Source organism: Streptomyces sp. NPDC104096 (assembly GCF_055584385.1).
This window is the reverse complement of the sequence record NZ_JBVJMD010000008.1, coordinates 85,007-109,959: the sequence shown is the minus strand read 5'-3', so window position 1 is coordinate 109,959 and position 24,953 is coordinate 85,007. Positions and strand designations below refer to the sequence as shown.

Annotated in this window: 19 protein-coding genes; 8 read left to right on the top strand and 11 right to left on the bottom strand. The window is 73.2% G+C overall.

From position 1 onward, the window contains the following. Window positions 1–294 precede the first annotated feature (294 nt). Window positions 295–1,965 carry a PucR family transcriptional regulator gene (locus tag ACZ60B_RS11810; RefSeq protein ID WP_469385854.1) on the top strand — a complete coding sequence of 557 codons (1,671 nt, stop codon included), beginning with the start codon at window positions 295–297 and terminating at the stop codon, window positions 1,963–1,965. A gap of 151 nt (window positions 1,966–2,116) precedes the next feature. After that, window positions 2,117–2,896 carry a hypothetical protein gene (locus ACZ60B_RS11805; protein ID WP_469385853.1) on the top strand — a complete coding sequence of 260 codons (780 nt, stop codon included), beginning with the start codon at window positions 2,117–2,119 and terminating at the stop codon, window positions 2,894–2,896. A gap of 258 nt (window positions 2,897–3,154) precedes the next feature. Here the strand turns inward: ACZ60B_RS11805 and ACZ60B_RS11800 are convergent, their stop codons facing one another. Beyond that, window positions 3,155–4,096, bottom strand: a complete 942-nt coding sequence (locus ACZ60B_RS11800) for a GntR family transcriptional regulator (RefSeq protein ID WP_469385852.1) — start codon at window positions 4,094–4,096, stop codon at window positions 3,155–3,157. Window positions 4,097–4,261: 165 nt separating this feature from the next. Between ACZ60B_RS11800 and ACZ60B_RS11795 the strand changes: the two genes are divergently transcribed. Beyond that, on the top strand, window positions 4,262–5,095 hold the full coding sequence (locus ACZ60B_RS11795) for a (2Fe-2S)-binding protein (protein ID WP_469385851.1): 834 nt from the start codon (window positions 4,262–4,264) through the stop codon (window positions 5,093–5,095). Between the two features lie 304 nt (window positions 5,096–5,399). Continuing rightward, complete coding sequence (locus tag ACZ60B_RS11790; protein ID WP_469385850.1) at window positions 5,400–6,443, top strand: DUF2637 domain-containing protein; 1,044 nt, start codon at window positions 5,400–5,402, stop codon at window positions 6,441–6,443. Between the two features lie 78 nt (window positions 6,444–6,521). Here the strand turns inward: ACZ60B_RS11790 and ACZ60B_RS11785 are convergent, their stop codons facing one another. Further along, on the bottom strand, window positions 6,522–6,992 hold the full coding sequence (locus ACZ60B_RS11785) for an ATP-binding protein (RefSeq protein ID WP_469385849.1): 471 nt from the start codon (window positions 6,990–6,992) through the stop codon (window positions 6,522–6,524). Window positions 6,993–7,251: 259 nt separating this feature from the next. Between ACZ60B_RS11785 and ACZ60B_RS11780 the strand changes: the two genes are divergently transcribed. Further along, a complete protein-coding gene (locus ACZ60B_RS11780) occupies window positions 7,252–10,269 on the top strand; it encodes an alpha-mannosidase (RefSeq protein ID WP_469385848.1) in 3,018 nt (1,005 codons plus the stop codon). Between the two features lie 64 nt (window positions 10,270–10,333). Here ACZ60B_RS11780 and ACZ60B_RS11775 read toward each other — a convergent pair whose 3' ends face one another. Then, on the bottom strand, window positions 10,334–12,076 hold the full coding sequence (locus ACZ60B_RS11775) for a pyruvate dehydrogenase (protein WP_469385847.1): 1,743 nt from the start codon (window positions 12,074–12,076) through the stop codon (window positions 10,334–10,336). A 67-nt stretch (window positions 12,077–12,143) separates the two neighbouring features. Beyond that, window positions 12,144–13,724 (bottom strand): protein phosphatase 2C domain-containing protein, encoded by a 1,581-nt coding sequence (locus ACZ60B_RS11770; RefSeq protein ID WP_469385846.1) that lies wholly within the window; start codon window positions 13,722–13,724, stop codon window positions 12,144–12,146. Between the two features lie 225 nt (window positions 13,725–13,949). Here ACZ60B_RS11770 and ACZ60B_RS11765 point away from each other — a divergent pair, with 225 nt between their 5' ends. Further along, complete coding sequence (locus ACZ60B_RS11765; RefSeq protein ID WP_469385845.1) at window positions 13,950–14,432, top strand: DUF456 domain-containing protein; 483 nt, start codon at window positions 13,950–13,952, stop codon at window positions 14,430–14,432. 108 nt (window positions 14,433–14,540) lie between these two features. Here the strand turns inward: ACZ60B_RS11765 and ACZ60B_RS11760 are convergent, their stop codons facing one another. The 7 genes from ACZ60B_RS11760 to argC form a co-directional block, all read right to left on the bottom strand. Beyond that, window positions 14,541–15,053 (bottom strand): methylated-DNA--[protein]-cysteine S-methyltransferase, encoded by a 513-nt coding sequence (locus ACZ60B_RS11760; protein WP_469385844.1) that lies wholly within the window; start codon window positions 15,051–15,053, stop codon window positions 14,541–14,543. Next, the gene (locus ACZ60B_RS11755) at window positions 15,050–16,459 is read right to left on the bottom strand and encodes a bifunctional transcriptional activator/DNA repair enzyme AdaA (RefSeq protein ID WP_469385843.1); all 1,410 of its coding nucleotides are present in this window, start codon (window positions 16,457–16,459) and stop codon (window positions 15,050–15,052) included. Before ACZ60B_RS11755 ends, ACZ60B_RS11760 begins: the two co-directional genes overlap by 4 nt. Before the next feature lie 135 nt (window positions 16,460–16,594). Then, window positions 16,595–17,701: a ribosome small subunit-dependent GTPase A gene (rsgA, locus tag ACZ60B_RS11750; RefSeq protein ID WP_469385842.1), complete on the bottom strand. Its 1,107-nt coding sequence runs from the start codon at window positions 17,699–17,701 to the stop codon at window positions 16,595–16,597. 277 nt (window positions 17,702–17,978) lie between these two features. Beyond that, window positions 17,979–19,328 carry a sulfate adenylyltransferase subunit 1 gene (locus ACZ60B_RS11745; RefSeq protein WP_469385841.1) on the bottom strand — a complete coding sequence of 450 codons (1,350 nt, stop codon included), beginning with the start codon at window positions 19,326–19,328 and terminating at the stop codon, window positions 17,979–17,981. A gap of 2 nt (window positions 19,329–19,330) precedes the next feature. Beyond that, window positions 19,331–20,293: a sulfate adenylyltransferase subunit CysD gene (cysD, locus tag ACZ60B_RS11740; RefSeq protein WP_469385840.1), complete on the bottom strand. Its 963-nt coding sequence runs from the start codon at window positions 20,291–20,293 to the stop codon at window positions 19,331–19,333. Then, window positions 20,290–20,853 (bottom strand): adenylyl-sulfate kinase, encoded by a 564-nt coding sequence (cysC, locus tag ACZ60B_RS11735; protein WP_469385839.1) that lies wholly within the window; start codon window positions 20,851–20,853, stop codon window positions 20,290–20,292. The genes cysD and cysC overlap by 4 nt, the downstream gene beginning before the upstream one ends. 31 nt (window positions 20,854–20,884) lie before the next feature. After that, the gene (gene argC, locus ACZ60B_RS11730; protein WP_469385838.1) at window positions 20,885–21,916 is read right to left on the bottom strand and encodes an N-acetyl-gamma-glutamyl-phosphate reductase; all 1,032 of its coding nucleotides are present in this window, start codon (window positions 21,914–21,916) and stop codon (window positions 20,885–20,887) included. Between the two features lie 286 nt (window positions 21,917–22,202). Between argC and ACZ60B_RS11725 the strand changes: the two genes are divergently transcribed. Both ACZ60B_RS11725 and ACZ60B_RS11720 read left to right on the top strand, forming a co-directional pair. Next, a complete protein-coding gene (locus ACZ60B_RS11725; RefSeq protein WP_469385837.1) occupies window positions 22,203–23,570 on the top strand; it encodes an MFS transporter in 1,368 nt (455 codons plus the stop codon). Window positions 23,571–23,740: 170 nt separating this feature from the next. Then, window positions 23,741–24,931 (top strand): ATP-grasp domain-containing protein, encoded by a 1,191-nt coding sequence (locus ACZ60B_RS11720; RefSeq protein ID WP_469385836.1) that lies wholly within the window; start codon window positions 23,741–23,743, stop codon window positions 24,929–24,931. Window positions 24,932–24,953: the final 22 nt, after the last annotated feature.

The following is a 24,953-nucleotide window of genomic DNA, read 5'->3' as shown; positions in this document are numbered from 1 at the left end:
GGGCCGGGCTCGTTCCTGTGCTGTTTACGCGAAGTGGGCTCAGTACACCGCCCGGTACTCCAGTGGGGTCAGTCACGGAAACCATGAAGGAGTTGGCTGGCCAGCACGGGCATCTTGTAGATTCGTATGAACGGAGGCCATCGGTAACCTCCGGGTTTTCCTGTGGAAACGTGAGACGCGCCCCGCCGTCCGGGACGGCCGGCTCCCGCGCCGAGAACCCTCTCGCCGGGTCCTCACCACGAACGCCTTCAGGATTCATCGTAGATTTCGAGACAAGGAACGGCGGCGACGAGAATGCGGCTGCGCGCACTGCTGGACACCGATGCGCTGGGGCTGCGGCTGCTCGGCGGCGAGGACGAGCTGGACCGCACCGTGCAGGGTGTGATGACCACCGACCTCAGGGATCCCAGCCGCTACCTGGCCGGCGGTGAGCTGGTGCTGACGGGGCTGGCCTGGCGCCGGGACGCCGAGGACTCCGAACCGTTCGTACGGACCCTGGCGGGGGCCGGGGTGGCGGGCGTCGCGGCCGGTACCGCGGAGTTCGGGTACGTGCCCGAGGACCTGGTCGTGGCCTGCGCCCGGCACCGGATGCCGCTGTTCGCGGTGCACGAGTCGGTGGCGTTCGCGACGATCACCGAGCATGTGGTGCGGCAGGTGTCCGGCGAGCGCGCCGGGGACCTCGCGGTCGTGGTCGACCGGCACCGCCGGCTGATGACCTCGGGCCCGACGGGCGGCGGCCCGGACGTGGTCCTGGACCTGCTCCGCTCGGACCTGGATCTGCGGGCCTGGGTCCTCTCCCCCGCCGGCCGGCTGATCGCGGGCCCGAAGGCGGCGGGCCCGGAGCTGCCGGCCGAGGCGTGCGTCCGGCTCGCGGCGGAACACCTGGGTGCCGCCCGCGCGGGCCGGCACACCCCGCACCGGGTGGCGCTCGGCTCCGCCACCTACTCGCTGTTCCCGATCCGTGGCGGCGGCCGCTCGGCGCAGGGCTCCCGGGACGTGCGCGAGAGCGTGCTGTCCGACTGGCTGCTGGCGGTGGAGGCGGACGCCGGGGACTGGCCCGAGGAGCGGCTCGACCTGCTCCAGGGCGTCACCCAGCTGATAGCGGTCGAGCGGGACCGGCGGGAGGCGGCGCGCACGGTCCGGCGGCGGCTGGCCCAGGAGATCCTCGAACTGGTGCAGACGGGCGCCTCGCCCGCCGAGCTGGCGGCGCGGCTGCGGGTGGCCGCCCCGGTGCTGCTGCCGGGCCTGGGGGCGGCCCCGCACTGGCAGGTGGTCGTGGCCCGGGTGGAGTGGGAGGGCGGCACCGTCGACGGCGGTGCGGCCGCCCAGTCGCTGCTGGAGGAGATCCTGGTCGACCCGCTCGCCACCGGCGCCGAGCCCTCCGACCGCATCGCCGTCGCGCACACCGGCGACGAGGCGATCGCGCTCGTACCGCTGCCGGCCGTGCCGGGCGGCGACGGTACGGAGACGGGCATCGTCGCCGACACGCTCCTGGAGTCCGTACGGGACCCGCTGTCGGCCGGGCTGGACGACGACGGGCGGCTCACGCTCGGCGTCAGCGCGGCCGTGCACTCGGCGGACGGGCTGCGCGGGGCGCTGGAGGAGGCACGGCACGCCCGGCGGGTCGCGGCGGCCCGGCCGGGCCGGGTGTGCGCGGCGGGCCACCAGGAGCTCGCCTCGCACGTGCTGCTGCTGCCCTTCGTGCCGGACGACGTCCGCCGGGCCTTCACCGCCCGTCTCCTGGACCCGCTGCGCGACTACGACCGGCGCCACCGCGCCGAGCTGATCCCCACCCTGGAGGCCTTCCTCGACTGCGACGGCTCCTGGACGCGGTGCGCGTCCCGGCTGCATCTGCACGTCAACACGCTGCGGTACCGGGTCGGGCGGATCGAGCAGTTGACGAGCCGTGACCTGTCCCGGCTGGAGGACAAGCTGGACTTCTTCCTGGCGCTGCGCATGAGTTGAGGTCACCGGGCCGGGGGACGGAAGGGGATCAAGTATCCCCCGGGTCCCACGACTTTGTGAAAACCTTCACCAACCTCTTGGCCGGGCGCCGGGATTGGTGCTGGAATGCCGCCACCACTCACAGCTCGATGGCGTGCTCGGGGAGGGCAACGTGGCGCATACCGCCATGTCTGGTAACGGAACGACCGCTGGTGACGATCCCCTCCAGACCGCGGTATGGCGGTTGCGCTCACGCGCCTGCTGGACCGACGCCGCGGCCCTGCTCCCACCGGACAGCGCGGCCGCCGCGCTGCAACGGGCCGGGCTGCTGGTCGAGCGGTGCCTGTACACCGAGCAGGGCTGGCAGGACGCCGAGGACGCGCTGCGGACGGCGGAGGCGCTCGCGGACGGCGACGAGGAGCGCGGCGCGGCCGCCTGCGAGCGCGGCCAGCTCGCCTACGCGGCGACCCTGCACGGGGTGCGCGACCGGGCGGACGAGGCGCGGGCCGCGCTGGGTCGGGCGGCGGCGCTGATCCCTCCGGGGTCGGCGGGGCGGGCCCTGCTGGACTTCCGGCGCGGGCTGCTCGCCGAGAACCTGTCCCGCTCCCCGCAGGCGGCACGCGCCGCCTACCGCCGGGCCCACGCAGGCGCCGTCGCCCACTCCGACGCGCTGCTGCTGTCCTTCACCTGGCGCCATCTGGCGGGCCTGTCCCTGCGGGACGGCGAGCTGGCGGAGGCCCGGCACGGCTTCGCCGAGTCCCTCCGGATCCGCGAGGAGCTGGGCTACCTGGTCGGTACGGCGCCCGCGCTGGCCTCCCTGGCGGACGCGGAGTCCGAGCCGGAGGCCTCCCGGCTGCGCGAGGAGGCCCGCCGCCTGTACCGCCTGCTGGGCGGCGTCCCGACCTGGCTGGCCCGCCACCTGGCCCCCCTCCCCCCGGCGGCGACGGCGTAGCCCGACGGGACCCGAGGCCCGGCCGGGACAGAGCCGAAGCCCCGGTCGGGGCGGGGCCGACGGCACGGTCGGGGCGGGGCCGACGGCACGGTCGGGGCGGGGCCGACGGCACGGAAGCACGGAGGCGCAGCGGCACCGGGGCACGGGGTCGCGCCTCGCGGGCCGGTGGGCCTCGGCGGGGGCGGGCCGTGGGCACCGGAGCACGGGGCCGTGGCCGGCCGGCCCCCGGTGGGGCCGGGCGCCGGGCGGCGGGGCCGGTCAGCCTGCGCCGGTGAAGTGTTCCCGTACCAGGGACCGCACCACGTCCAGGTCCTGGTCGATCAGCGCTTCCAGCAGGCTCATGTGTTCCGACGCGTCGGCCACCAGCTCGGCGCGCCGCCGGCGGGTCGCGCCTCCGACGAGCGGCCACTGCGCGCGCCGGTGCAGGTCCTCGGCGATGCGGACCAGTTGGGCGTTGCCCGCGAGGGACAGCACCGCACGGTGGAAGGCGCGGTCGGCCTCGGCGTACGTCGCGGCGCAGCCCGTCGACGCGGCGCGTACCGTCGCCTCGGCGAGCGGGCGCAGCTCCGCCCAGCGCTCGGGCGCCACCGCGCGGGCCAGCCGCAGCATCACCGGGACCTCGATCAGCCCCCTGACCTCGGCGAGCTCGGCCAGTTCGCGCGCGTCGCGCTCGATCACCCGGAACCCCCGGTTGGGGACGACCTCGACGGCCCCTTCCAGCGCGAGCTGCTGCATGGCCTCACGGACGGGGGTCGCGGAGACCCCGAAGCGTTCTCCCAGCGCGGGTGCCGAGTACACCTCGCCCGGCGTCAGCTCGCCCACCACCAGCGCGGTGCGCAGCGCGTCGACGATCTGGCCGCGCACCGAGGAGCGCTGCACCGCGGGCCGCTCGACGGCCGGGTGCGGCACCGCGGGGCGCGCGCCGACGGGACGCGTGGCGGTGGCGTCCAGATCGCCGAGGTGCGGCACCGCGGACCGCTGCACGGCAGGATGGGACAGCTCCGGACGGGCGACGGCGGTGTGCGACCGGGGGATCGGCGGCTCGGCGTGCGTGTGCTCACCGCGGGCCGCGCCGTCCGGCGGCTCCTGACGGATCCGGTCCCGGTCCGCGGCCCGCGGCTGGACCGGGACCCGCATCTCTCCGAGCCGCGCCTGCGGGGCGACCTGCGGCCCGGTGGAGCCCTGCGTGCTCTGCTCCACGGACTCTCCTCCGGGCTTGTCGGTACTTGGGGCTATTACGACGGGTTGTTACTCGTCCGTCAAGCACCTTAGGCGCAGATCCGCCTCGTTCAAATCCCAACCGGGCAGGGTAAGGTAAGCCTTACCTCTAGTCGTCCGCAGTCGACCGTGAATCGGTGGTCCGGTATGCCCCTGCCCCTGTCGGCCGTCGCGGACGCGTACGCCCGTCTCACCGAGGTCTACCCCGGGCTCACCGTGACCGAGCTGACCGGCCCCGAGGCCGCCCCGACCGGCGGCGGCTGGGTCGGCGCGACCGCCCTCGCGGACGGCGGCACCGGGCTGGAGGCCTTCCTGGCCTGGGACGACGCCCAGGTGCTGCGGGACTACGGACAGCGCGCCCGCCCGGACGTCGTCGCCGGCTTCGGACTGCACCGGTACGCCTGGCCCGCCTGTCTGCTCATCACCGTGCCCTGGTTCCTGCACCGCAGGGTTCCCCGCCTCCCCGTGACGCATGTCTCGTACGACCGCACCGCCGGCCGCATGGCCGTGCGCACCGCCTCCTTCGCCTGCCTGCCGGGCGATCCCGCCGCGGCGCTGCCCGGCGCCCGGGTGGTCGCCGACGAGGAGGCGCTGCGCGCCGAGGTGCGCGCGGCGGTCGCCGAGCACATGGAACCCGTGCTCGGCGGGTTCGGCCCGCCGATGCGGCGGCGCGGGCGCGCCCTGTGGGGCATGGTGACCGACGAGATCGTCGAGGGGCTCTGGTACGTCGCCCACCTGATCGGCGAGGAGCGGCGCGCGATGCGCGAGCTGGAGGCGCTGCTGCCGGGCGCGACCAGGCCGTACGTCGGCTCGGCCGCCTTCCGCGAGCTGACCGGGCCGGACGGCGAGCCGCTGCCCACCCGGGACCGGGCGAGCTGCTGCATGTTCTACACGGTGCGCCCGCAGGACACCTGCGCCACCTGCCCGCGCACCTGCGACACGGACCGGGTCGCGAAGCTGACGGCCGCGGTCGCCGGTTGATCCGGCGTCGGACCGCCGACCGCACCGCCGCCGCCGCCCCGGAACGACCCGAGGCCACCCCGTCACGGTTACCGGGGATTCACAACTTCCTCACTTGTCGCAGGAACTATCCGTGGAACCACCCTTACGGGTAGTGTTAATCGAACTCAACTCCTGCCCCTCATGCGGCAGTTCGAGCAGAGTGTCGCCCTCGGCATCCCCTTGCACCTCCTTGGCGGCCTCTTGCCCAGAAACCCCCTGAGGGCCGGTGGAATTGGGCCACTATGGCGGGCGTTACGCCCTATCCCAATGCAAGGGACCCCAGATGAGACTGACCGACATATCGCTGAACTGGCTGCTTCCCGGCGCCGTACTGCTCCTGGGCATGCTGGCGGCGGTTGCGGTGCTGGCGCGTGGCAAGCGCTCCTCGGGGAAGGACACGAGCGCGGACGACTCGTGGGAGCGCAGCGAAGAGCGCCGCAGGCGCAAGGAGGCCATATACGGCACCGCCTCCTATGTACTTCTGTTCTGCTGTGCGGCCGTGGCCGCGGCACTCTCCTTCCACGGCCTGGTCGGCTTCGGCGAGCAGAACCTCGGCCTCTCCGGTGGTTGGGAGTACCTGGTGCCGTTCGGCCTGGACGGCGCGGCGATGTTCTGCTCCGTGCTCGCCGTGCGCGAGGCAAGCCACGGCGACGCCGCCCTCGGCTCCCGCATACTCGTGTGGACGTTCGCGGGTGCGGCCGCCTGGTTCAACTGGGTCCACGCGCCCCGTGGCATCGGCCACGACGGCGCTCCCCAGTTCTTCTCCGGCATGTCCCTGTCCGCGGCGGTGCTGTTCGACCGTGCGCTGAAGCAGACCCGCCGGGCCGCGCTGCGCGAGCAGGGTCTGGTGCCGCGTCCGCTGCCGCAGATCCGTATCGTCCGCTGGCTGCGGGCGCCGCGCGAGACGTACAGCGCCTGGTCGCTGATGCTGCTGGAGGGCGTGCGCTCGCTGGACGAGGCGGTCGACGAGGTACGCGAGGACAAGCGCCAGAAGGAGGCCGCCCGGCTGCTGCGGCGCGACAAGGAGCGGGTGGAGCGCGCCCAGCTCAAGGCGATCAGCCGGGGCCACCGCGGGTTCGTCGGGCGGGGCGGCCGCCAGCTGGAGGCGCAGGCCCTGGAGCGGGGCCCCGAGCGCGCCGCCGCGGAGCCTGCCATATCGACACCGGAGTTGGAGCTGCCCGCGCTCTCACGGCCGTCCCTTCAGCCCGTACGGACTGGTTCTGACCCGATCACCGTCGACCTGACCACCGAGGACGACACCATGGCGCTGCCGCGGCTCGACCACCTGGAGCGCAAGCTCAAGGACCTGGAGCAGCAGTTCGGCTGAGCCGGGGCCCGGTACCGGGCGGCGACGGGAGGGGGGTGCGGCTCCGGCGAGCCGCACCCCCCTCCCGTTCCACGGACCTCACGCCGCTTCCGCGTCCAGTTCGAACCACACCGACTTGCCCACGCCGTGCGGCCGCACACCCCACGCGGACGCGAGGGACTGCACCAGCAGCAGACCACGGCCGTGCGTACCGTCCTCCGCGGCCGGGACCCGCGGCCGTGGCCGGCCGGCCACGAAGTCGCGTACCTCCACCCGCAGTCCGTCCGGTCCGACGGTGGCGGTCAGCAGGGCCTCGCGGTCGGTGTGCACGAGCGCGTTGGTGACGAGCTCGCTGGTGAGCAGCTCCGCGATCTCCGACCGTCCCGGTTTCCCCCAGTGCCGCAGCAGCTCGCGCAGCGCCCTGCGGGCCTCGGGCACCGCCCGCAGGTCCGCCCGCCCCAGTCTGTGCCGCAGCTGCGACGGCCGGGCCCGCGGCCCGGCGCCCTCCGGCTCCGCCCCCACGGTTCTCGCGTCCGCTCTCGCCTCCGCCGAGGTGGTCCCGGTCGCCACGGGACCGCTCCCTCGTGCCTGCCTCGTCATGGCCCCCGCCCGCGCGCCGATGTCGGTTCCCCTCCAGCTCGAACACGTTCACGGGGAGACATGCCCCACCGGCATCGCCGCACTCATGCCGGCTCCTCGACGACCGGGTCTTCGGCCACGCACCCGGCACCTCCGGCGGCGGCCCGGCGGCGCGGACCCGTGTCGGCGCGGCCGCCCGGAGGGGTACAGGACATCCGACAGCGCCGTCCGAGCCGCCGAGGAGAGTGCCGTGCACGACGACCGAGCCCTGGTGGAGGCGCGCCTGGAACGCGCCCTGCGACAGTTCCTGCGGCCCGCGCAGTACGGCCCCGCGGTGCCGCTGGAGCTGTCCGTGTGGCACGTGCCGGGCGAGCCGGTGCCGGTGGAGCGGGCCCTGCGGGCGGCCTACGAGCCGTTCACGGCCGGCACCGAGTGGGGAAGGCCCTGGTCGACGAGCTGGTTCCGGCTGACCGGCCGGGTGCCCGAGGAGTGGGCGGGCCGCCGGGTGGAGGTGGTGATCGACCCGGGGTTCACCGGCGACGGCCCCGGCTTCCAGGCGGAGGGTCTGCTCTTCGACACCTCCGGAGTACCGCTGAAGGGAATCCACCCCCGCAACCGGCACCTGACCGTCGGCCGGCCCGCGCGGGGCGGCGAACCGGTCGCCCTGCTCCTGGAGGCCGCGGCCAACCCCGCCGTGCTGCACGGCGGCTTCGAGCCGACCCGCCTGGGAGACGTGCTGACCGCGGGCGACCGGCCCCGCTACCGGTTCCGCACCGCCGAACTGGCCGTGCTGAACGAGGACGTGTGGCACCTGGTCATCGACGTCGAGGTGCTGTCGGAGCTGATGTACGAGCTGGACGCGGACCGGCCGCGCCGGCACGAGATCCTGCGCGCCCTGGAGGACATGCTCGACACCCTGGATCTGCACGACGTGCCCGGCACCGCGCCGGCGGCCCGCGCGGCCCTCGCGGACGTGCTGTCCCGCCCGGCCTCGGCGAGCGCCCACCGCGTCTCGGCGACCGGGCACGCCCACATCGACTCGGCGTGGCTGTGGCCGCTGCGCGAGACGGTCCGCAAGGCGTCCCGCACCTTCGCCAATGTCACCGCGCTCGCCGCCGACTATCCCGAACTGGTCTTCTCCTGCTCGCAGGCCCAGCAGTACGCGTGGGTGAAGGAGCACCAGCCGCACATCTGGGAGCGCATCAGGAAGGCGGTCCGGGACGGCAACTGGGCGCCGGTCGGCTCGATGTGGGTGGAGTCCGACGCCAACATGCCGGGCGGTGAGGCGCTGGCCCGCCAGCTCACCCACGGCAGGCGCTTCTTCGCCGAGGAACTGGGCGTGCGGACGGAGGAGATCTGGCTGCCCGACTCCTTCGGCTACACCGCCGCCTTCCCGCAGCTCGCGAAGTTGGCCGGAATCCGCTGGTTCCTCAGCCAGAAGCTCAGCTGGAACCAGTCCAACCGGATGCCCCACCACTCCTTCTGGTGGGAGGGCATCGACGGCACCCGCGTCTTCACCCACTTCCCGCCCGTCGACACCTACAACTCCCAGCTGCACGGCCGTGAACTCGCCCACGCCGAACGCAACTTCGCCGACAAGGGACGCGCGAGCCGGTCCCTGGTCCCGTTCGGCTGGGGCGACGGCGGGGGCGGTCCCACCCGGGAGATGCTGGAGAAGGCGCGGCGCCTGCGCTCCCTGGAGGGCTCGCCACGGGTGGAGATCGAGAGGCCGTCCGCCTTCTTCGCGGCCGCCGAGCAGGAGTACGGGCCGCAGGCGCCGGTGTGGTCGGGCGAGCTGTACCTGGAGCTGCACCGGGCCACCTACACCACCCAGGCGAAGACCAAACAGGGCAACCGGCGCTGCGAACACGCTTTGCGCGAGGCCGAGTTGTGGTGCGCGACAGCGGCCGTGCGCAGTCCGTCGTACGCCTACCCGTACGACGCGCTGGACCGGCTGTGGAAGACGGTGCTGCTGCACCAGTTCCACGACATCCTGCCCGGCTCGTCCATCGCGTGGGTGCACCGGGAGGCCCGGGAGACGTACGCGCGCGTGCTGGCGGAGCTGGCGGAGCTCACGGCCGGGGCGGTGCGGGCACTGGGCCCGGGCGGGCCGGTGGTGCTCAACGCCTCGCCGTACGAGCGGACCGAGGTGGTCGGGGACGCGGTGGCGACGGTGCCGGGGCTGGGGAGCGCCGTGGTGCCGACGGAGGCACCCGCGCAGGGCGTCCGCGCGGGGCGCGACGGCGACACGCTGGTGCTGGAGAACGCGTGGCTGCGCGTGCGCGTCGACACCGACGGACTGCTGACGTCCGTACGGGATCTGGTGGCCGGCCGGGAGGTCCTGTGCGGGCCCGGCAACCTCCTTCAGCTCCACCCCGACCACCCCAACGCGTGGGACGCCTGGGACATCGACCGGCACTACCGGCGCCGGCACACGGATCTGACGCGGGCCGACTCGGTGGAGCTGGTGGCGGACGGTCCGCTGCGGGCGGCCGTACGGGTCACCCGCGCGTTCGGCGCCTCGCGTCTGAGCCAGGAGATCCGGCTGACGGCCGCGAGCCGTCGCGTCGACATCGTCACGGACGTCGACTGGCAGGAGTCCGAGAAGGTTCTCAAGGCCGCCTTCCCGCTCGACGTGCACGCCGAACGCTCCGCCGCCGAGATCCAGTTCGGGCATGTGCACCGGCCCACCCACACCAACACGTCCTGGGACGCGGCCCGTTTCGAGATCTGCGCCCACCGCTGGCTGCGGGTGGCGGAGGAGGGCTACGGCGTGGCGGTCCTCAACGACTCGACGTACGGCCACGACGTGACCCGCACCCCGCACGAGGGCGGCCTCGGCACGACCGTACGGCTGACGCTGCTGCGGGCCCCGCACAGCCCGGACCCCGAGACCGACCTCGGCACCCACCGCTTCACGTACGCGCTGCTGCCGGGCGCGGGGGTCGGGGACGCGGTCGCCGAGGGGCTGGCGCTCAATCTGCCGCTGCGGCCGGCCGGCGCGCCGTCGCTCGCGCCGCTGGTGCGGGTGGCGGACCCGGCGGTCACGGTCGAGTCGGTGAAGCTCGCGGACGACCGCAGCGGGGACGTGGTGGTCCGGCTGTACGAGTCCCGGGGCGGCCGGGCCCGCTGCGAGCTGTCGGCGGACTTCCCGGTCTCCCGTACGGAGGTGACCGACCTGCTCGAACAGCCGTTGCCCGACGGCCCGGACCCCGCCGCGGCCCTGCGGCCGTTCGAGATCCGCACCCTGCGGCTGCGCCGCTCCTGAAACGGGCCGCCCGGCGCATCCCGCACCCTCACCCCGGTGGACACCGTGTCGCCGGGGCGGGGCGTCAAGGGCGCGGCACGTTGCGCAGGTTGGAGCGGGCCATCTGGAGCATCCGGCCGACGCCGCCGTCCAGGACCATCTTCGACGCGGACAGCGCGAAGCCGGTCACCATCTCCGCTCTGATCTTCGGCGGGATGGACAGGGCGTTGGGGTCGGTGACGACGTCCACCAGGGCCGGCCCCTTGTGCGCGAAGGCGTCCTTCAGGGCACCGACGAGCTGTTTGGGCTTCTCCACCCGCATCCCGTAGGCACCGCAGGCCCGGGCGACGGCGGCGAAGTCGGGGTTCTTGTTGGTGGTGCCGTACGCGGGCAGACCGGCCACCAGCATCTCCAGCTCCACCATGCTGAGGGACGAGTTGTTGAAGAGCACGACCTTCACCGGCAGGTCGTACTGGACCAGGGTCAGGAAGTCGCCCATCAGCATCGTGAACCCGCCGTCGCCGGACATCGACACGACCTGCCGGCCGCGGTCGGTGAACTGCGCGCCGATCGCCATCGGCAGCGCGTTCGCCATCGATCCGTGGGAGAAGGAACCGATGACGCGGCGTCGGCCGTTGGGCGAGACGTAGCGGGCGGCCCAGACGTTGCACATGCCGGTGTCGACGGTGAAGACCGCGTCGTCGTCCGCGAGTTCGTCCAGCACGGACGCCACGTACTCGGGATGGATCGGAACGTGCTTCTCCACCTTCCGGGTGTACGCCTTCACCACCCCCTCCAGCGCGTCGGCGTGCTTGGTGAGCATCCGGTCCAGGAAGCGCCGGTCGTCCTTGGCCCGCACCCTCGGGGTGAGACAGCGCAGGGTCTCCCGCACGTCGCCCCACACAGCGAGGTCCAACTTGGAACGCCGGCCCAGGTGTTCGGGCCGGACGTCGACCTGGGCGATCCGCACGTCGTCGGGGAGGAAGGCGTTGTACGGGAAGTCGGTGCCGAGCAGGAGCAGCAGGTCGCACTCGTGGGTGGCCTCGTAGGCGGCGCCGTAGCCGAGCAGTCCGCTCATCCCGACGTCGTACGGGTTGTCGTACTGGATCCATTCCTTGCCGCGCAGGGCGTGGCCCACGGGGGACTTGACCTTCCCGGCGAACTCCATGACCTCGGCGTGCGCGCCCGCCGTGCCGCTGCCGCAGAACAGGGTGACCTTCTCGGCCCGGTCGATCATCTCGACCAGTCGGTCGATCTCGGTGTCGCCCGGCCGGACGGTGGGGCGGGTGGTGACGAGGGCGGTCTCGAAGGTCTTCTCGGGGGCGGGCCGGTCGGCGATGTCGCCGGGGAGCGTGACGACGCTGACCCCGCCGAGGCCGACGGCGTGCTGGACGGCGGTCTGGAGCACGCGGGGCATCTGCTTCGGGCTGGAGATCAGTTCGCTGTAGTGGCTGCACTCGCCGAACAGCCGGTCGGGATGGGTCTCCTGGAAGTAGCCGAGGCCGATCTCGCTGGAGGGGATGTGCGAGGCGAGGGCGAGGACCGGGGCCATGGAGCGGTGGGCGTCGTAGAGGCCGTTGATCAGGTGCAGGTTGCCGGGACCGCAGGAGCCCGCGCAGGCCGCCAGTCTCCCGGTGAGCTGGGCCTCGGCGCCGGCCGCGAAGGCCGCCGTCTCCTCGTGGCGTACGTGGATCCAGTCGATGGCGGAGTTGCGGCGGACCGCGTCGACCACCGGGTTGAGGCTGTCGCCGACGACGCCGTACAGGCGGGTGACTCCGGCGCGGGTGAGGATGTCCACGAACTGTTCGGCGACGTTCTGCTTGGCCATGGCTGTCGGTTGTCCTCCCGGTCGGCTGCGGATGCCTCCGGCTTCCATGGAGACACAGCAGCCGCCGTCACGCCTCCCAGACGGCCGCCGCCGTACGGTCGTCCGCGTATCCCTTGACCCGGACCAGGGTGTCGGCGAGGAACCCGGCGAGGCCGGGCACCGCCCCCGTCGACCACCGTCCGCCGAGGTATCCGCACAGTTCGGGCTCGCCGCGCAGCGGCTCGGCGAGCCCGCCGGTGCACACCAGCAGGGTGTCACCCGGCCGGGCTACCGAGGCCCGGAAGCGGAAGGGTTCGCGGGGTGCCTGCGGGGCGGGTTCGTAGGGGCTCGGCGGGGTCGGGATGCCCAGGTCCATGGTGAGCCGGTCGCCCTCGGGGGTCTCGGCGGGCGGCGAGCCGAAGCCGACCACCGGTCCGCCCCTGCTCTCGGTGACCCGCGGCTCGATGTCCTGCCATTCGCCGCCCCGCAGCCGGAACAGCCCGCCCTCGCCGACTCCGAAGAAGACCCGGGTGCGGCAGTCGGGGTCGGCCGGCAGCAGCAGACAGCGCAGGTGGGCCGTGTACTCGTCGGGGTCGATGCCCTGGAGCGTGGCGCTGGCGCGCAGTTTGCCGAGGCTGCGGTCGGTGAGGCGGTGCAGGCCGGACTTGAGCTCGCCGCGCCGTCCGGCCCGGATGTCCTCCGCGAGCCGGGCATGGCTGCGGCCCACGGCCCGGGCCATCCACTGGCAGGCCTCGGCGGCCGCCCGGTGGGCCCCGGTCGTGGCGCGGGCGCCGGTCGCCATGGCCACCAGCACCAGGGCCGCGTCGCCCTGTCCGAAGCGTGCGGTGAGCAGCGCGTCGCGGCGCGGTTCGCCGCGGAAGCGGGCCGAGTCGCCACGGGCGGAGACGGCGCGCAGGGTGCAGGCGCCGTAGTGGGCTCCGTCGAGCACGGTGTCGGCGACCAGGTCGTCGAGTGCGTCGGGGTCGGCGGGCGGGAGCGCGGTGGGTTCGGCGTCGTAGGTGGGCGGCCCGGAGCCGACGTGGTCGCGGCGGCCGGCCCGGTCGACGACGGGGAGGCCGAGCGGGCCGGGCGGCTGTTCCGCGGGGTCCCGGCGGGCGGGGCCCGCACCGGTCACGGCGGGGCCGGTCACCGAGTTCGTGCGCTCCTTGGGGGTGCGCTCCTGGAACCCCGGCGGCATCGGTCCGGGCGGGAGGGCCGTGGGGCCCTCGGCGGGGGCGAGGCCGGGCGGCGGGAGTTCGGGGCGGGCGGGGCGGGCGGGGAGGTCGCCGCCGGGCGCCGCGGACGGCGGTTCGGGACGGGGCGCCGGGACCGGGAGGGCCGCCGGGTCGGGACCGGCGGCCGGGCCGCGGAGGAGCGCCGGGTCCGCGGCGGAAGGGAAGTCCGCGGCGGAGGGGAGGTCAGGACCGAAAGGTGGTTCGGGCGCGGTGGACAGTGGTTCCCAGGGGGCGCGCTGCCGGGACGGTGCCCCGCGCGCCGCGCCGTCCTCCGGTAACGCCGTCCCGTCCTCCAGCGTCCCCGCGGCCGAGGCGAACCGGTCGTCGAGCGAGTCGGCCGCGGCCACCGGGCCGGTGTCCTCGGTGGAGTCGTCGTACAACTGCCTCCACCAGTCGTCCTCGTGACCGGTGGGCCTTCCCCCCTGCTGGCTCATGCCCCTGATTGTCCACCGCGAGGGCCGGATGAAAACGGGGCATCGGGAAAATCCTGTGCGATCCCTCCCCGTCGAACGGCATATCGGGTGACATCAGGAACACCAGTACGTATCTGTGGCCGGTGGTACGCAAGAGCCGGCCGGGTCGGGGCGCGCGCGTACGGGCGGGACCGAGCGGCGCGGGACTGACCTGCCGTTCCTGCCGGGCTCGGGCACCCTGGGCAGATGGGAGTGTGGGAACTCCTGCCGGTCGGCCTGGTGGTGCTGCTCGGCCTGTGCGGAGTGCTGGTGCCCGGGGTGCCGGGGGCGTGGCTGGTGTGGTCCGGGGTCCTGTGGTGGGCGCTGAACGATCCGCAGCCGGTCGCCTGGGGCGTCCTCGTCGGTGCGACCTGCACCCTGTTCCTGGCCCAGGCGGTGCGCTGGGCGCTGCCGCCCCGGCGGCTGCGGCAGAGCGGGGCCGGCCCCCGGACGGCGGTGTACGCCGGGGCCGGGGCGCTGGCCGGCTTCGTCCTGCTGCCCGTGCTCGGCGCGATCCCCGGTTTCGTGGGCGGCATCTACCTCTGCGAGCGGCTCCGCCTGGGCGGGTCGGCCGAGGCGCGGGCGTCCGTGCACACGGTGATGCGGGCCGGCGGCTGGAGCGTCCTGACCGAGCTGTTCGCCTGTCTGCTGGTCACGGGGGCGTGGCTGGGCGCGGTGGTGTGGGGGTGAGGTGGCGGGGTTCGGAGAAGGGCCGCGGTCTCCCGGCGCGAGGGCGGCAGGTCCCCCGGCGGTCTCCCGGCGCGGGAACGACAACCCCCCGGCAGCCCCCGGCACCGGTCAGAGCCCGTGGGCCGCCGTCAGCGCTCCTTCCAGCGTCAGCAGCCGTACCTTGCGTTCCAGACCCGCCGCGTAGCCCGTCAGCGAGCCGTCGGCGCCGATCACCCGGTGGCAGGGGCGGACGACGAGCAGCGGGTTGGCGCCGATCGCGCCGCCGACCGCCCGCACGGCGGCCCGTGGGGCCCCGATCCGTGCGGCGACCTCGCCGTACGTGGTGGTCGCCCCGTAGGGCACGGCGTCGAGGGCATCCCACACCCGGGTACGGAAGTCCGTGCCCTCGGCGCGCAGCGGCAGCCGGAACTCCTCGAGCTCCCCGGCGAAGTAGGCGGCGAGCTGCCGCGCGCACTCGCGGAACGGCCCGGGGTCCTCGCGCAGGCCGCCCAGGTCCGCGAGGGTGCGTCCGCCCTTCTGGCCGGGCAGGGACAGCGAGGTCAGCGTGCCGTCGGCGGCCGCGGTGAGCAGCAGCGGCCCGAGGGGGCTGTCGAGGCTGGTCCAGTACGACGGGCTGGTCATCGGTTCTCCTCCTCGTCCCGCTCGCCGGCGGCGCGCAGGTGGTGCAGTGCGTAGGAGCGCCAGGGGCGCCAGGTGTCGGGGACGTCCGCGCCGGGTGGCGCGACGTCCGGGTCGCCGAGGGCGCGGGTGCGGATCACCGCCACCGTCCGGGCGTCCATGCCGGGCAGGGCGAGCAGGGCCTGCTCGGCGTCGTCCCGGTCGGCGCCCACGTCCAGTCGTACGGCTCCGTCGGCGAGGGCGGTGGCGAGCGCGCCCAGCGGGCCGTCGCTCCCGGTACCGGCCAGGGCGGCGGGTTCCGGGAAGAGGTGGGTGAGCGTGCCGCAGGGCGCGTCGAGTGCCTTGCCGCGGCCGCGCACGAGTTCCGCGGCCGCGGTCCGGCCGACCAGGGCCCGCACCGCCAGTTCGTCCGGGTCGGCGGCGCCCGGTGAGCGCAGTCCCGGCCGGGCGGCGACCAGCGGGGCGAGCCGCGGGTCGGCGCCGAGCCGCTCGTCGACGGCGTACGGGTCGGCGTCGAGGTCGAACAGCCGCCGCAGTCGCTGTACGGCGGTGGTGAGGTCCCGTGGGTCGGTCAGCCGCAGCCGGGCGTCGAGCCAGCCGCCGGCGTGGGCGGCGGTGGTCCCCCGCTGGGTGACCGGCCGCTCGTGGACCGCGGCGATCCCGGTGCCGTGGGGCAGGCGCAGGGTGCGCCGGTAGGTGCGGTCGCCGGGGGTGCCGCTGACCTCCTCGACGCCGGGCAGCGCCTCGCGGGCGAGCAGGTCCAGGACGGGACCTGCCTGGTACGGACCGCGGTGGGCGAGCCGCAGCGGGATCCCGGCGATGGGCGTGGCGGCGGTGCGCGGTCCGCCGCGGGGTGCGGCGGCGCGCAGTTCGCTGGGGGTGGTGGCGTAGACGGCCCGGATGGTGTCGTTGAACTGGCGGACGCTGGCGAAGCCGGACGCGAAGGCGATCTCCGTGACCGGCAGTCCGGTCGTCTGGAGCAGCACGCGCGCGGTGTGCGCCCGCTGGGCGCGGGCGAGGGCGACCGGTCCCGCGCCGAGTTCCGAGGTGAGCTGGCGCTGTACCTGCCGGGCGCTGTAGCCCAGCCGGACGGCGAGGCCCGCGACGCCCTCGCGGTCGACCACGCCGTCGCCGATCAGCCGCATGGCCCGGCCCACGACGTCGGCCCGTACGTTCCACGCGGCCGACCCCGGTACGGCGTCCGGGCGGCACCGCCGGCAGGCCCGGAACCCCGAGCCCTGCGCGGCGGCGGCCGTCGCGAAGAACCGCACGTTGCGTCGCCGTGGGGTGACGGCGGGGCAGCTGGGCCGGCAGTAGATGCCGGTCGTCTCGACGGCGAAGAAGAACTCGCCGTCGAACCGGGCGTCCCGGCTGCGTACGGCCTCGTACCTGCTGTCCTCGTCCCTCACGAGGTCCAGTGTGGGCGATCGGCGGGCGGCCGGGCTGGCGGGTATCGGACATCACCCTCAGCTGCCGGCCCGCCGCCCGCCGGTCCCCGCCCGGTGCCGACGCCGGTGCGCGTCACCCGGCGGGGGCCGCGGGGATCACCGCGGCCCCCGCCCCCGCTTGGCCTCCATGGCGGCCCGGCCTTCCGCGCCCTTGCGCTTCCAGTCCTTGCGGATCTCCGCCCGCAGCCGGGCGTCGGTCTTGGCGACGATCCACTGGTTCTCCCGGACGAGCTTGCGGTAGCTGTCCAGCCGTCGCACGGACAGCTCCCCCGTCTCCAGGGCGGCCAGCACCGCGCAGCCCGGTTCGGAATCGTGCGCGCAGTCGTGGAAGCGGCACCGCCCCGCCAGTTCCTCGATCTCGGCGAAGACCTGTCCGACGCCGCTCTCTGCGTCCCACAGGCCGACCCCGCGCAGGCCGGGGGTGTCGATCAGCACGCCCCCGCCGGGCAGGACGAGCAGGTTGCGCGTGGTGGTGGTGTGCCGGCCCTTGCCGTCGACGTCACGGGTGGCCTGCACTCCCATCACGTCGGCGCCGAGCAGCGCGTTCGCGAGGCTCGACTTGCCCGCGCCGGACTGGCCGAGCAGCACCGACGTACCGCCGCCGACGAGCGCGACGAGGACGTCCAGACCGGCTCCGTCGTGGGCGCTGACGGTCAGCACCGGCACGCCGGGCGCCGTCGTCTCCACGTCCTGGACGAGGTACGACAGGCCGACCGGGTCCGGCACGAGGTCGGCCTTGGTGAGCACCACCACGGGCTGCGCACCGGACTCCCAGGCCAGGGCGAGGAACCGTTCGACGCGGCCGAGGTCGAGTTCGCCGCCCAGGGAGACGGCGACGACGGCGTGGTCGACGTTGGCGGCGAGGATCTGCCCCTCGGACCGCTTGGAGGAGGTGGAGCGTACGAAGGCGGTACGACGGGACAGCAGCGTCCGCACATAGCGCGGATCACCGCCCTCCGGGTCGACGGCGACCCAGTCGCCCGTGCACACGACCTTCATGGGATCGCGGGGAACGACGAACTCGGTGTCGGCCCGCACGGTGCCGTCAGGGGTGACGACGTCGCACTGACCGCGGTCGACCCGTACGACCCGGCCGGGCAGCAGGCCCTGCCGGGCGTAGGGGGCGAACTCGGTCTCCCGGCCCGCGTCCCAGCCGTAGCGGGCGAGCGGGTGCGCGGAAGGAAGCTGAACGGAGGAGGACAAGGGGTGACCCTTCACAAGGGTGGCCCCGGAGCCGGACCGCGCACACGGGCGCGGAAACCGGAGATGTCAGCCGAGGGCCACGGAGGTGGAGTGGATGAACTCGTGGATGCGGGCAGCGCCCATCGCAACGACAGCCATCAGTCACACCTCCTGGATCACGCTCGGCCGACCACGACGGCCGGCGGCCGCCTCGGAACGAGGAAACCCTAGCCGTGTGTCTCGCCGAAAGGCCACCTCTTTTCTCCGTGGCGGGAACTCGCCTCGTCCGGCGTCCGGTTCAGTGACCGGCCGGTGCCCGTCCGGTCCGGGGTCCCGCGTCGATCATCCCCGCGGCGAGCGTCGCCCCGTCCTGCGGGTCGACGAGCAGGAACGATCCGGTCCGTCTGTTCTGCCGGTAGTCGTCGACGGCGAGCGGCTCGGCGGTGCGAATCAGGACGCCGCCGATCTCGTTGACGGAGAGACCGTCCTCGCAGGGCAGCCGGCGGGCGTCGGTGACGTCCGTGCGGTAGTCGATCCGCTCCACCATCGCCTGGACCGTCCGGGTGGTGTGCTTGAGCAGCACCCGCTGTCGCGCCCGCAGCGGGCGGTCGTGCAGATGGCACACGCTGGCGGTGATGTGCCGCAGCAGCTGTGGGGTGGGGCCCGCGCTCAGCAGGTCGCCCCGGGAGATGTCGATCTCGTCGGCGAGCCGGACGGCCACCGACTGCGGTGCCCGCACGCTGTCGGTCTCCTGGCCGAGCACGCTGAGACCGACGACCGTACTGCTCTGTCCGGACGGCTGTACGACGACACGGTCGCCGACCTGGAGGACGCCGGAGACGAGCTGTCCGGCCGGCCAGCGCTCCACCACCTGCCGGTGCTCCGAGGGGTGCCGGATCACGTACTGCACCGGCAGACGCATCGGCTTGCGGACCGGTTCCGTGCCGACCGACACGTTCTCCAGATGGGTCAGCAGGGTGTCGCCGTCGTACCAGTCCATCCTGGTCGAGGGCTCGACCACGTTGTCGCCGGTCAGCGCGGACATCGGGATGGCGGTGACGTCCGCGATCCCCAACTCGCCCGCCCGCCGGGTGAACTCGTCGGCGATCGCGGTGAAGGCGGACTCCCGGTAATCGACGGTGTCCATCTTGTTGACGGCCAGCACGACGTGCGGCACCCGCAGCAGTGCCGCGATCGCGCCGTGCCGCATCGTCTGCGCGACCACGCCGTTGCGCGCGTCGACCAGGATCACCGCCAGGTCGGCGGTGGAGGCGCCGGTGACCATGTTGCGCGTGTACTGCACATGGCCGGGGGTGTCAGCGAGGATGAACCGGCGCGCGGGCGTCGCGAAGTAGCGGTAGGCCACGTCGATGGTGATGCCCTGTTCCCGTTCGGCCCGCAGGCCGTCGGTGAGCAGAGCCAGGTCGGGGCCGTCCTGCCCCCGTCTGCGGGACACCTCCTCGATGGCCGTCGCCTGGTCGGCGAGGACGGACCTGGTGTCGTAGAGGAGCCGTCCGACCAAGGTGGACTTGCCGTCGTCGACCGACCCGCAGGTGGCCAGCCGCAGCAGGCTCCCCGGGGGCCGGCCGGTGGAGCCCGTCCGATCTGCGCACGTCTGATCTGCCGCTGCCGCGACACCTGTTGACATGTCTAGAAGTACCCTTCTCGCTTGCGGTCCTCCATGGCTGCCTCGGACATCCGGTCGTCGGCCCTGCTCGCGCCGCGCTCGGTCACCCGGCTCGCGGCGATCTCCGCGATGACCTCGCCCACCGTCGAGGCGGACGAGTCGATCGCGCCGGTGCAGGACATGTCGCCGACCGTGCGGTAGCGGACCCGTCGCTCGCACAGGGACTCGTCGTCCCGGGGGCCGCCCCAGTCGCCGGGCGCCAGCCACATGCCGTCGCGCCGGAAGACCTTGCGCCAGTGCGCGAAGTAGATCTGCGGCAGTTCGATGCCCTCGTGCTCGATGTACTGCCAGACGTCGAGCTCGGTCCAGTTGGACAGGGGGAAGACGCGGAAGTGCTCGCCGGGCCGGTGGTGGCCGTTGTAGAGCTGCCACAGTTCGGGCCGCTGCCTGCGCGGTTCCCAGGCGCCGAACTCGTCGCGCAGGCTGAACACGCGTTCCTTGGCGCGTGCCTTCTCCTCGTCGCGCCGGCCGCCGCCGAACACGGCGCCGAAGCGGCCGTCGCGGATGGCGTCCAGCAGGGGAAGGGTCTGGAGCGGATTGCGGGTGCCGTCCGGCCGCTCCCGGAGCGTTCCCTCGTCGATGTACGACTGCACGGACGCCACGTCGAGCCGGAGCGCGTGCCGCTCGACGATCCGGTCGCGGTAGGCGATCACCTCGGGGAAGTTGTGGCCGGTGTCCACGTGCAGCAGGGAGAACGGCAGTGGCGCCGGCGCGAACGCCTTGAGCGCCACGTGCAGCATGACGATCGAGTCCTTGCCGCCGGAGAACAGCAGCGTCGACCGGTCGAACTCCCCCGCCACCTCGCGGAAGATGTGGGCCGCCTCGGCCTCCAGCGTCTCCAGGTGCGTCAGCGCCGGCGCCGGTCGCGGTCGCGGGCCGAGGCGGCCGGGACGGCCGGCGGGCGCGAGTCGCGCCGGGGCGGTCATGACAGACCTCGGGCCGTGAGCAGCGCGCGCACCCGGCGGACCGACTCGTCGACCGTCTGGTGCTGGGTGTGAACCCGCAGCTCGGGGTCGACCGGGACCTCGTAGGGGTCGTCCGCACCGGTGAGACCGCTGAGTTCGCCCGCCGCCTGCCGGGCGTACAGGCTCTTGACGTCCCGGTCGGCGCAGACCTCCACCGGGGTCGCCACATGCACCTCGACGTAGGGGACGCCGCGCGCCGCGTGCAGGTCGCGGACCGCGGCGCGGGACAGCGCGTAGGGGGCGATGACCGGCACCAGCACCGTGACGCCGTGCTCGGCGAGCAGCCCGGCCACGTAGCCGATCCGGCGCACGTTGGTGTCCCTGTCCTCCTTCGAGAATCCCAGTTCCGCGGAGAGCGCGGCACGGACCTCGTCGCCGTCGAGCACCTGGACCCGGTGTCCACCGGAGCGCAGTCGCTCGGCGAGACCCACCGCGATGGTGGTCTTGCCCGCGCTCGGCAGGCCGGTCAGCCAGACCGTGCCGCCCTGCCACTCGGCTGGTGTGTCGTTCGGTGCGCTCATGCGCGGATCTCCCTTTCGCGTCGGCCGGGGTTCACAGGGGGTGCAGTCCGGGGAAGGCCAGGCCGAGGCTCTCGGGCCGGCCCATGCGGATGTTGAGGCACTGGAGGGCGTTGCCGGCCCCGCCCTTGACCAGGTTGTCCAGGGCCGCGATCGTGGTCAGCCGACCGCTGTCCTCGTCGACCGCGTAGCCGACGTCGCAGTAGTTGGAGCCCAGGAGGATCTTCGGGTCGGGGTAGCGGAAGGTGCCGCGCTGGTGCGCGACGACCCGGACGAAGGGTTCCTCGGCGTACTGCTCGCGAAAGGCCCGGCGCACGGTCTGCTTGTCCACGCCGGGGCGCAGCGTGGCGTGGCAGATGGTCTGGACCCCACGGACGGCTTCGACGCCGGTGGCGGTCATCGCGGCGGACAGGCCCAGATGCCGCGAGATCTCGGCTTCGTGGCGGTGCCCGGTGGGCGCGAACACGCGCATGGAACCGCTGCGTTCGGCGTGCAGGTTGGCCGGGCCCGCCATGGCCCCCGAGCCGCTGGAGCCGGTACGGGCGTCGAACTGAGCCCCTTGCTCCAGGTCGATCAGCCCCCGGGCCACCAGCGGGTACAGGGCGAGCACGCCGGCCGTGGCCATGCACCCGGGGACGCTGACCAGGTCCGCGGTGCGCAGCCGGTCGCGGTGCAGTTCGGGAAGGCCGGGCACGAAGTCGCCCAGCAGATGCGGGGCCAGGTGCTCCTCGCCGTAGTAGCGCCTGAAGACCTCGGTGTCGTCGAGACGGAAGTCCCCGGTCAGGTCGAAGACGAACTTGGACCGCCGCGTCCAGTGGTCGATCTGGGTCATCGCCACCCGGTGCGGCAGTGTCAGGAACACCGCGTCGCACTCCTCGACCTGGTCCGCCGAGCAGAACGTCAGATCGGTGGCGGACCGCAGATTCGGATGCACACCGTCGACCCGTTTCCCCGGGAAACGGGACGAGACCGCGCCCACCACCTCCACCTCGGGATGGCCCAGCAGCAGTCGCAGCAACTCCCCGCCGATATAACCGGCCGCGCCGGCCACCGCCACCCTTATCACGACCGTATCCCCCTCGCTGCAATTCGCCTGTGCGTCACCACGACTCCTTCCGGTCGGGACCGACGACCCATGCGAAGAAAACTACGAACCCGTGCGCCTCGGCCGCGTCCGCGACGAACACAGCCGTCAGGAGTCGTCCGAATTAGATTCCGGTCCCACGAATAAGCATCTCGATTACCCGACGTGAGCGCCGTGCGTGCCAATCTTGGGATCGGCCCATATGCGTCGAGGAGTTCAGCGCGGCGTTCCCGGCGCCGCCTTCACGTCACCGAGAGAGAGGGACCAGATGAGGGTCACTCAGAACCCGGACTTCCGGCGGCTGCGGGCCGCGCAGGGCGTCAGTCAGATAGGCAGCCAGATCGGCTTCCTGGCCCTGCCGCTCGCCGCGCTCCAGGTGCTGCACGCCAGCGTGTTCGAGGTCAGTGTGCTCACGGCCGCGCAGATCGTGCCCTTCCTGCTGATCGGTCTGCCCGCCGGGGTGTGGGTCGACCGGATGCGCCGAAGGCCCGTCCTGATCAGCACCGACCTGTTCCGCGGCGTGCTGCTGCTCACCGTCCCGCTGGCCTACGCGCTGGACGTCCTCTCCCTCGGCCAGCTCTATGTGGTCGCGTTCGGACAGGGCGTCGCCACCGTGTTCTTCGACGTCGCCTACCAGTCGTATCTGCCGGACGTCGTCGAGGACGGTCAACTGACCGAGGGAAACGCACAGTTGGAGCTGGCGCGGTCGGCGTCTCAGTTGATCGGCCCCAGCGCGGGCGGCTGGCTGATCTCGGCGTTGAAGGCCCCGGTCGCGCTGGGCGCCGACGCCCTGTCCTTCCTGTTCTCCGCGTTCATGGTGTCGCGCATCCCCGCCGATCGGGAGAAGCCGGTGGTGAGGGACGGCGACCGGACGACCTGGACGGTGCTGTGGAAGGAGGTCGGCGAGGGACTGGACTTTGTACGTCACCACCGCCTGCTGGCCCCGCTGGCCGGGGTCGGGGGGCTCCTCAACTTCTCCTACGGCATGGTCGCGGCCATCTTCACCACCTACGCGGTGCGTGAACTGGGCTTCTCCGCCGGCAAGCTGGGCACCCTGATGGCGATCGGGTCGCTGGGCGTCGTCGTGGGGGCCGTCGTGGTCCGCAGGCTGTCACAGCGCCTGGGCACCGGACCGAGCATCGTGGTGGGCGCGCTCCTCAACGGCGTCGGCCCGCTCCTCACCCCCGCCGCGCCCGCCTCGTCCCCCGAAGTGGTCATCGCCTGCGGCCTGTTCCTCCAGTCGTTCGGCGTGGTGCTCTTCAACGTGAACCAGGTCAGCCTGCGTCAGAGCATCACCCCGCGCGCGCTCAGGGGCCGTATGACCGCCACGATCCGGTTCGTCATGTGGGGCACGCTTCCCGTCGGATCGCTGTGCGCCGGTGCGCTCGCCTCGAACGTCGGCCTGCACCGGGCCCTGTGGGTGTCGGCGTCGGTCGGCGCCCTGGCCTTCCTCGGCGCGCTGTTCTCCGGCGTCCGGACCGTGGGGACGAGCGACGTTCCGCCGCCGGCCCCGACGGCCGACACCGCGGACGTCGCCACCACCGCCGCCGAACCCGCGGACGTCGCCACCACGGCCACCGGCACCCCGGCCGCCGACGAACCCGCGGAACGGTACGACCGCGCCGACGCCGGGTGAGTTCCGCCGACGCCGGGTGAGTTCGCGACCGACGCGTTCACGAGCGTATTGACCCGGCTCTCCCGCCGTCGAGTCCCTCGATCACCACAAAGCTTCCCTGGTTCCACCATTTCTGCTACTGGCGCGCTTTCTTGCCGCCAGGCCTGGATGTGAGATCTGGAGGCCCATACGTGAAATCCGTGCTCATCCTCTCCAAATGGAATGCCGGCGCGGTGGTCCCCGCCGCCGATCAGTTGAGATCCCGCGGAATCCGGTCGGTACTGATATCCGAGATTCCGGACACCCGGCACCGCGACTCCTGCGACGACCATGTCGTGGTGGACTGGGACAGCGAGGACCTGTCCGCGCTCGTCGCCCGGCTCGACGAACGCGGCATCGTCCCCCTGGCGGTCGTCAACCTGCTCGAACCACTGCTCCCCTGGCAGGGCGGCCTGGCCGTGCACTACGGCCTTCCGGGCGCCGGCGTCGGCCTCGACGTGCTGGCCAGCAAGACGCTGGTCCGGCGGCGCATGCGAGACCTGGGACTGTCCTCCATCGGCTTCTGCGAGGACCCGGCGGAGGTGGATTTCTTCCCCGCCATCGTCAAACCCTCGCGTGAATCGACGGCCTCGCGGCTGGTGCGCCGGGTGGACGGCCCGGCCGAGCTCCTCGCCTACGAGCGCCATCTGGCGGAGCGCGGCTTCGGCGACACGGAAATGATCATCGAGGAGTATCTGCCCGGTGTGGAGTTCTCCGTGGACGGACCCGTCGTGGACGGCCGCTTCCATCCGGTCCTGGCGGTCGAGAAGCCCGACCACGACGACGTCAGACATCACGACGCGGGGCTTCGGGTCCATCCCCCGCAGCAGGACCACGTGCGGGCCGGCGTGCCCGTCCTGACCGAGATGATCGACGCGTTCTGCGCCGACCTCCGCCTCGACCAGCTCTGGCTGCACGTCGAGGGCCGGGTCGACGAGGACGGCCGCACGGAGCTGGTGGAGATCAACCCCCGTTTCGGTGGCGGCATGTATCCGACGGCGATACAGGAGGTCGGCGGGATCGACCCGGTGGAGGCGATCGTCTCCATGGCGCTGGGCGAGTTCACCCTGGATCGGCTGGGCCCGCTTCGCGACCGGACGGTCATCGGCTGGGTCGACGTGGAAGCCGACGAGCTCGGCCGGGTGGAGATCGGCGCCACGGAGGACGACCTGTGCGCGCTCCCGGGCGTCGTCAAGGCGGTGGTCGTCGACGGCTACCGGGTGACCGACCTGGAACAGGAGAACTACTTCCTCCGTTTCGCGCTCACCGCCGATTCCCTGAGCGAACTGCGCGCTCGCGCGGCGGACGTCCTGAGCGCCGTCGGCGAATGGCGCGTCGTATGAATTTATCGGCAGCTCGCATTTC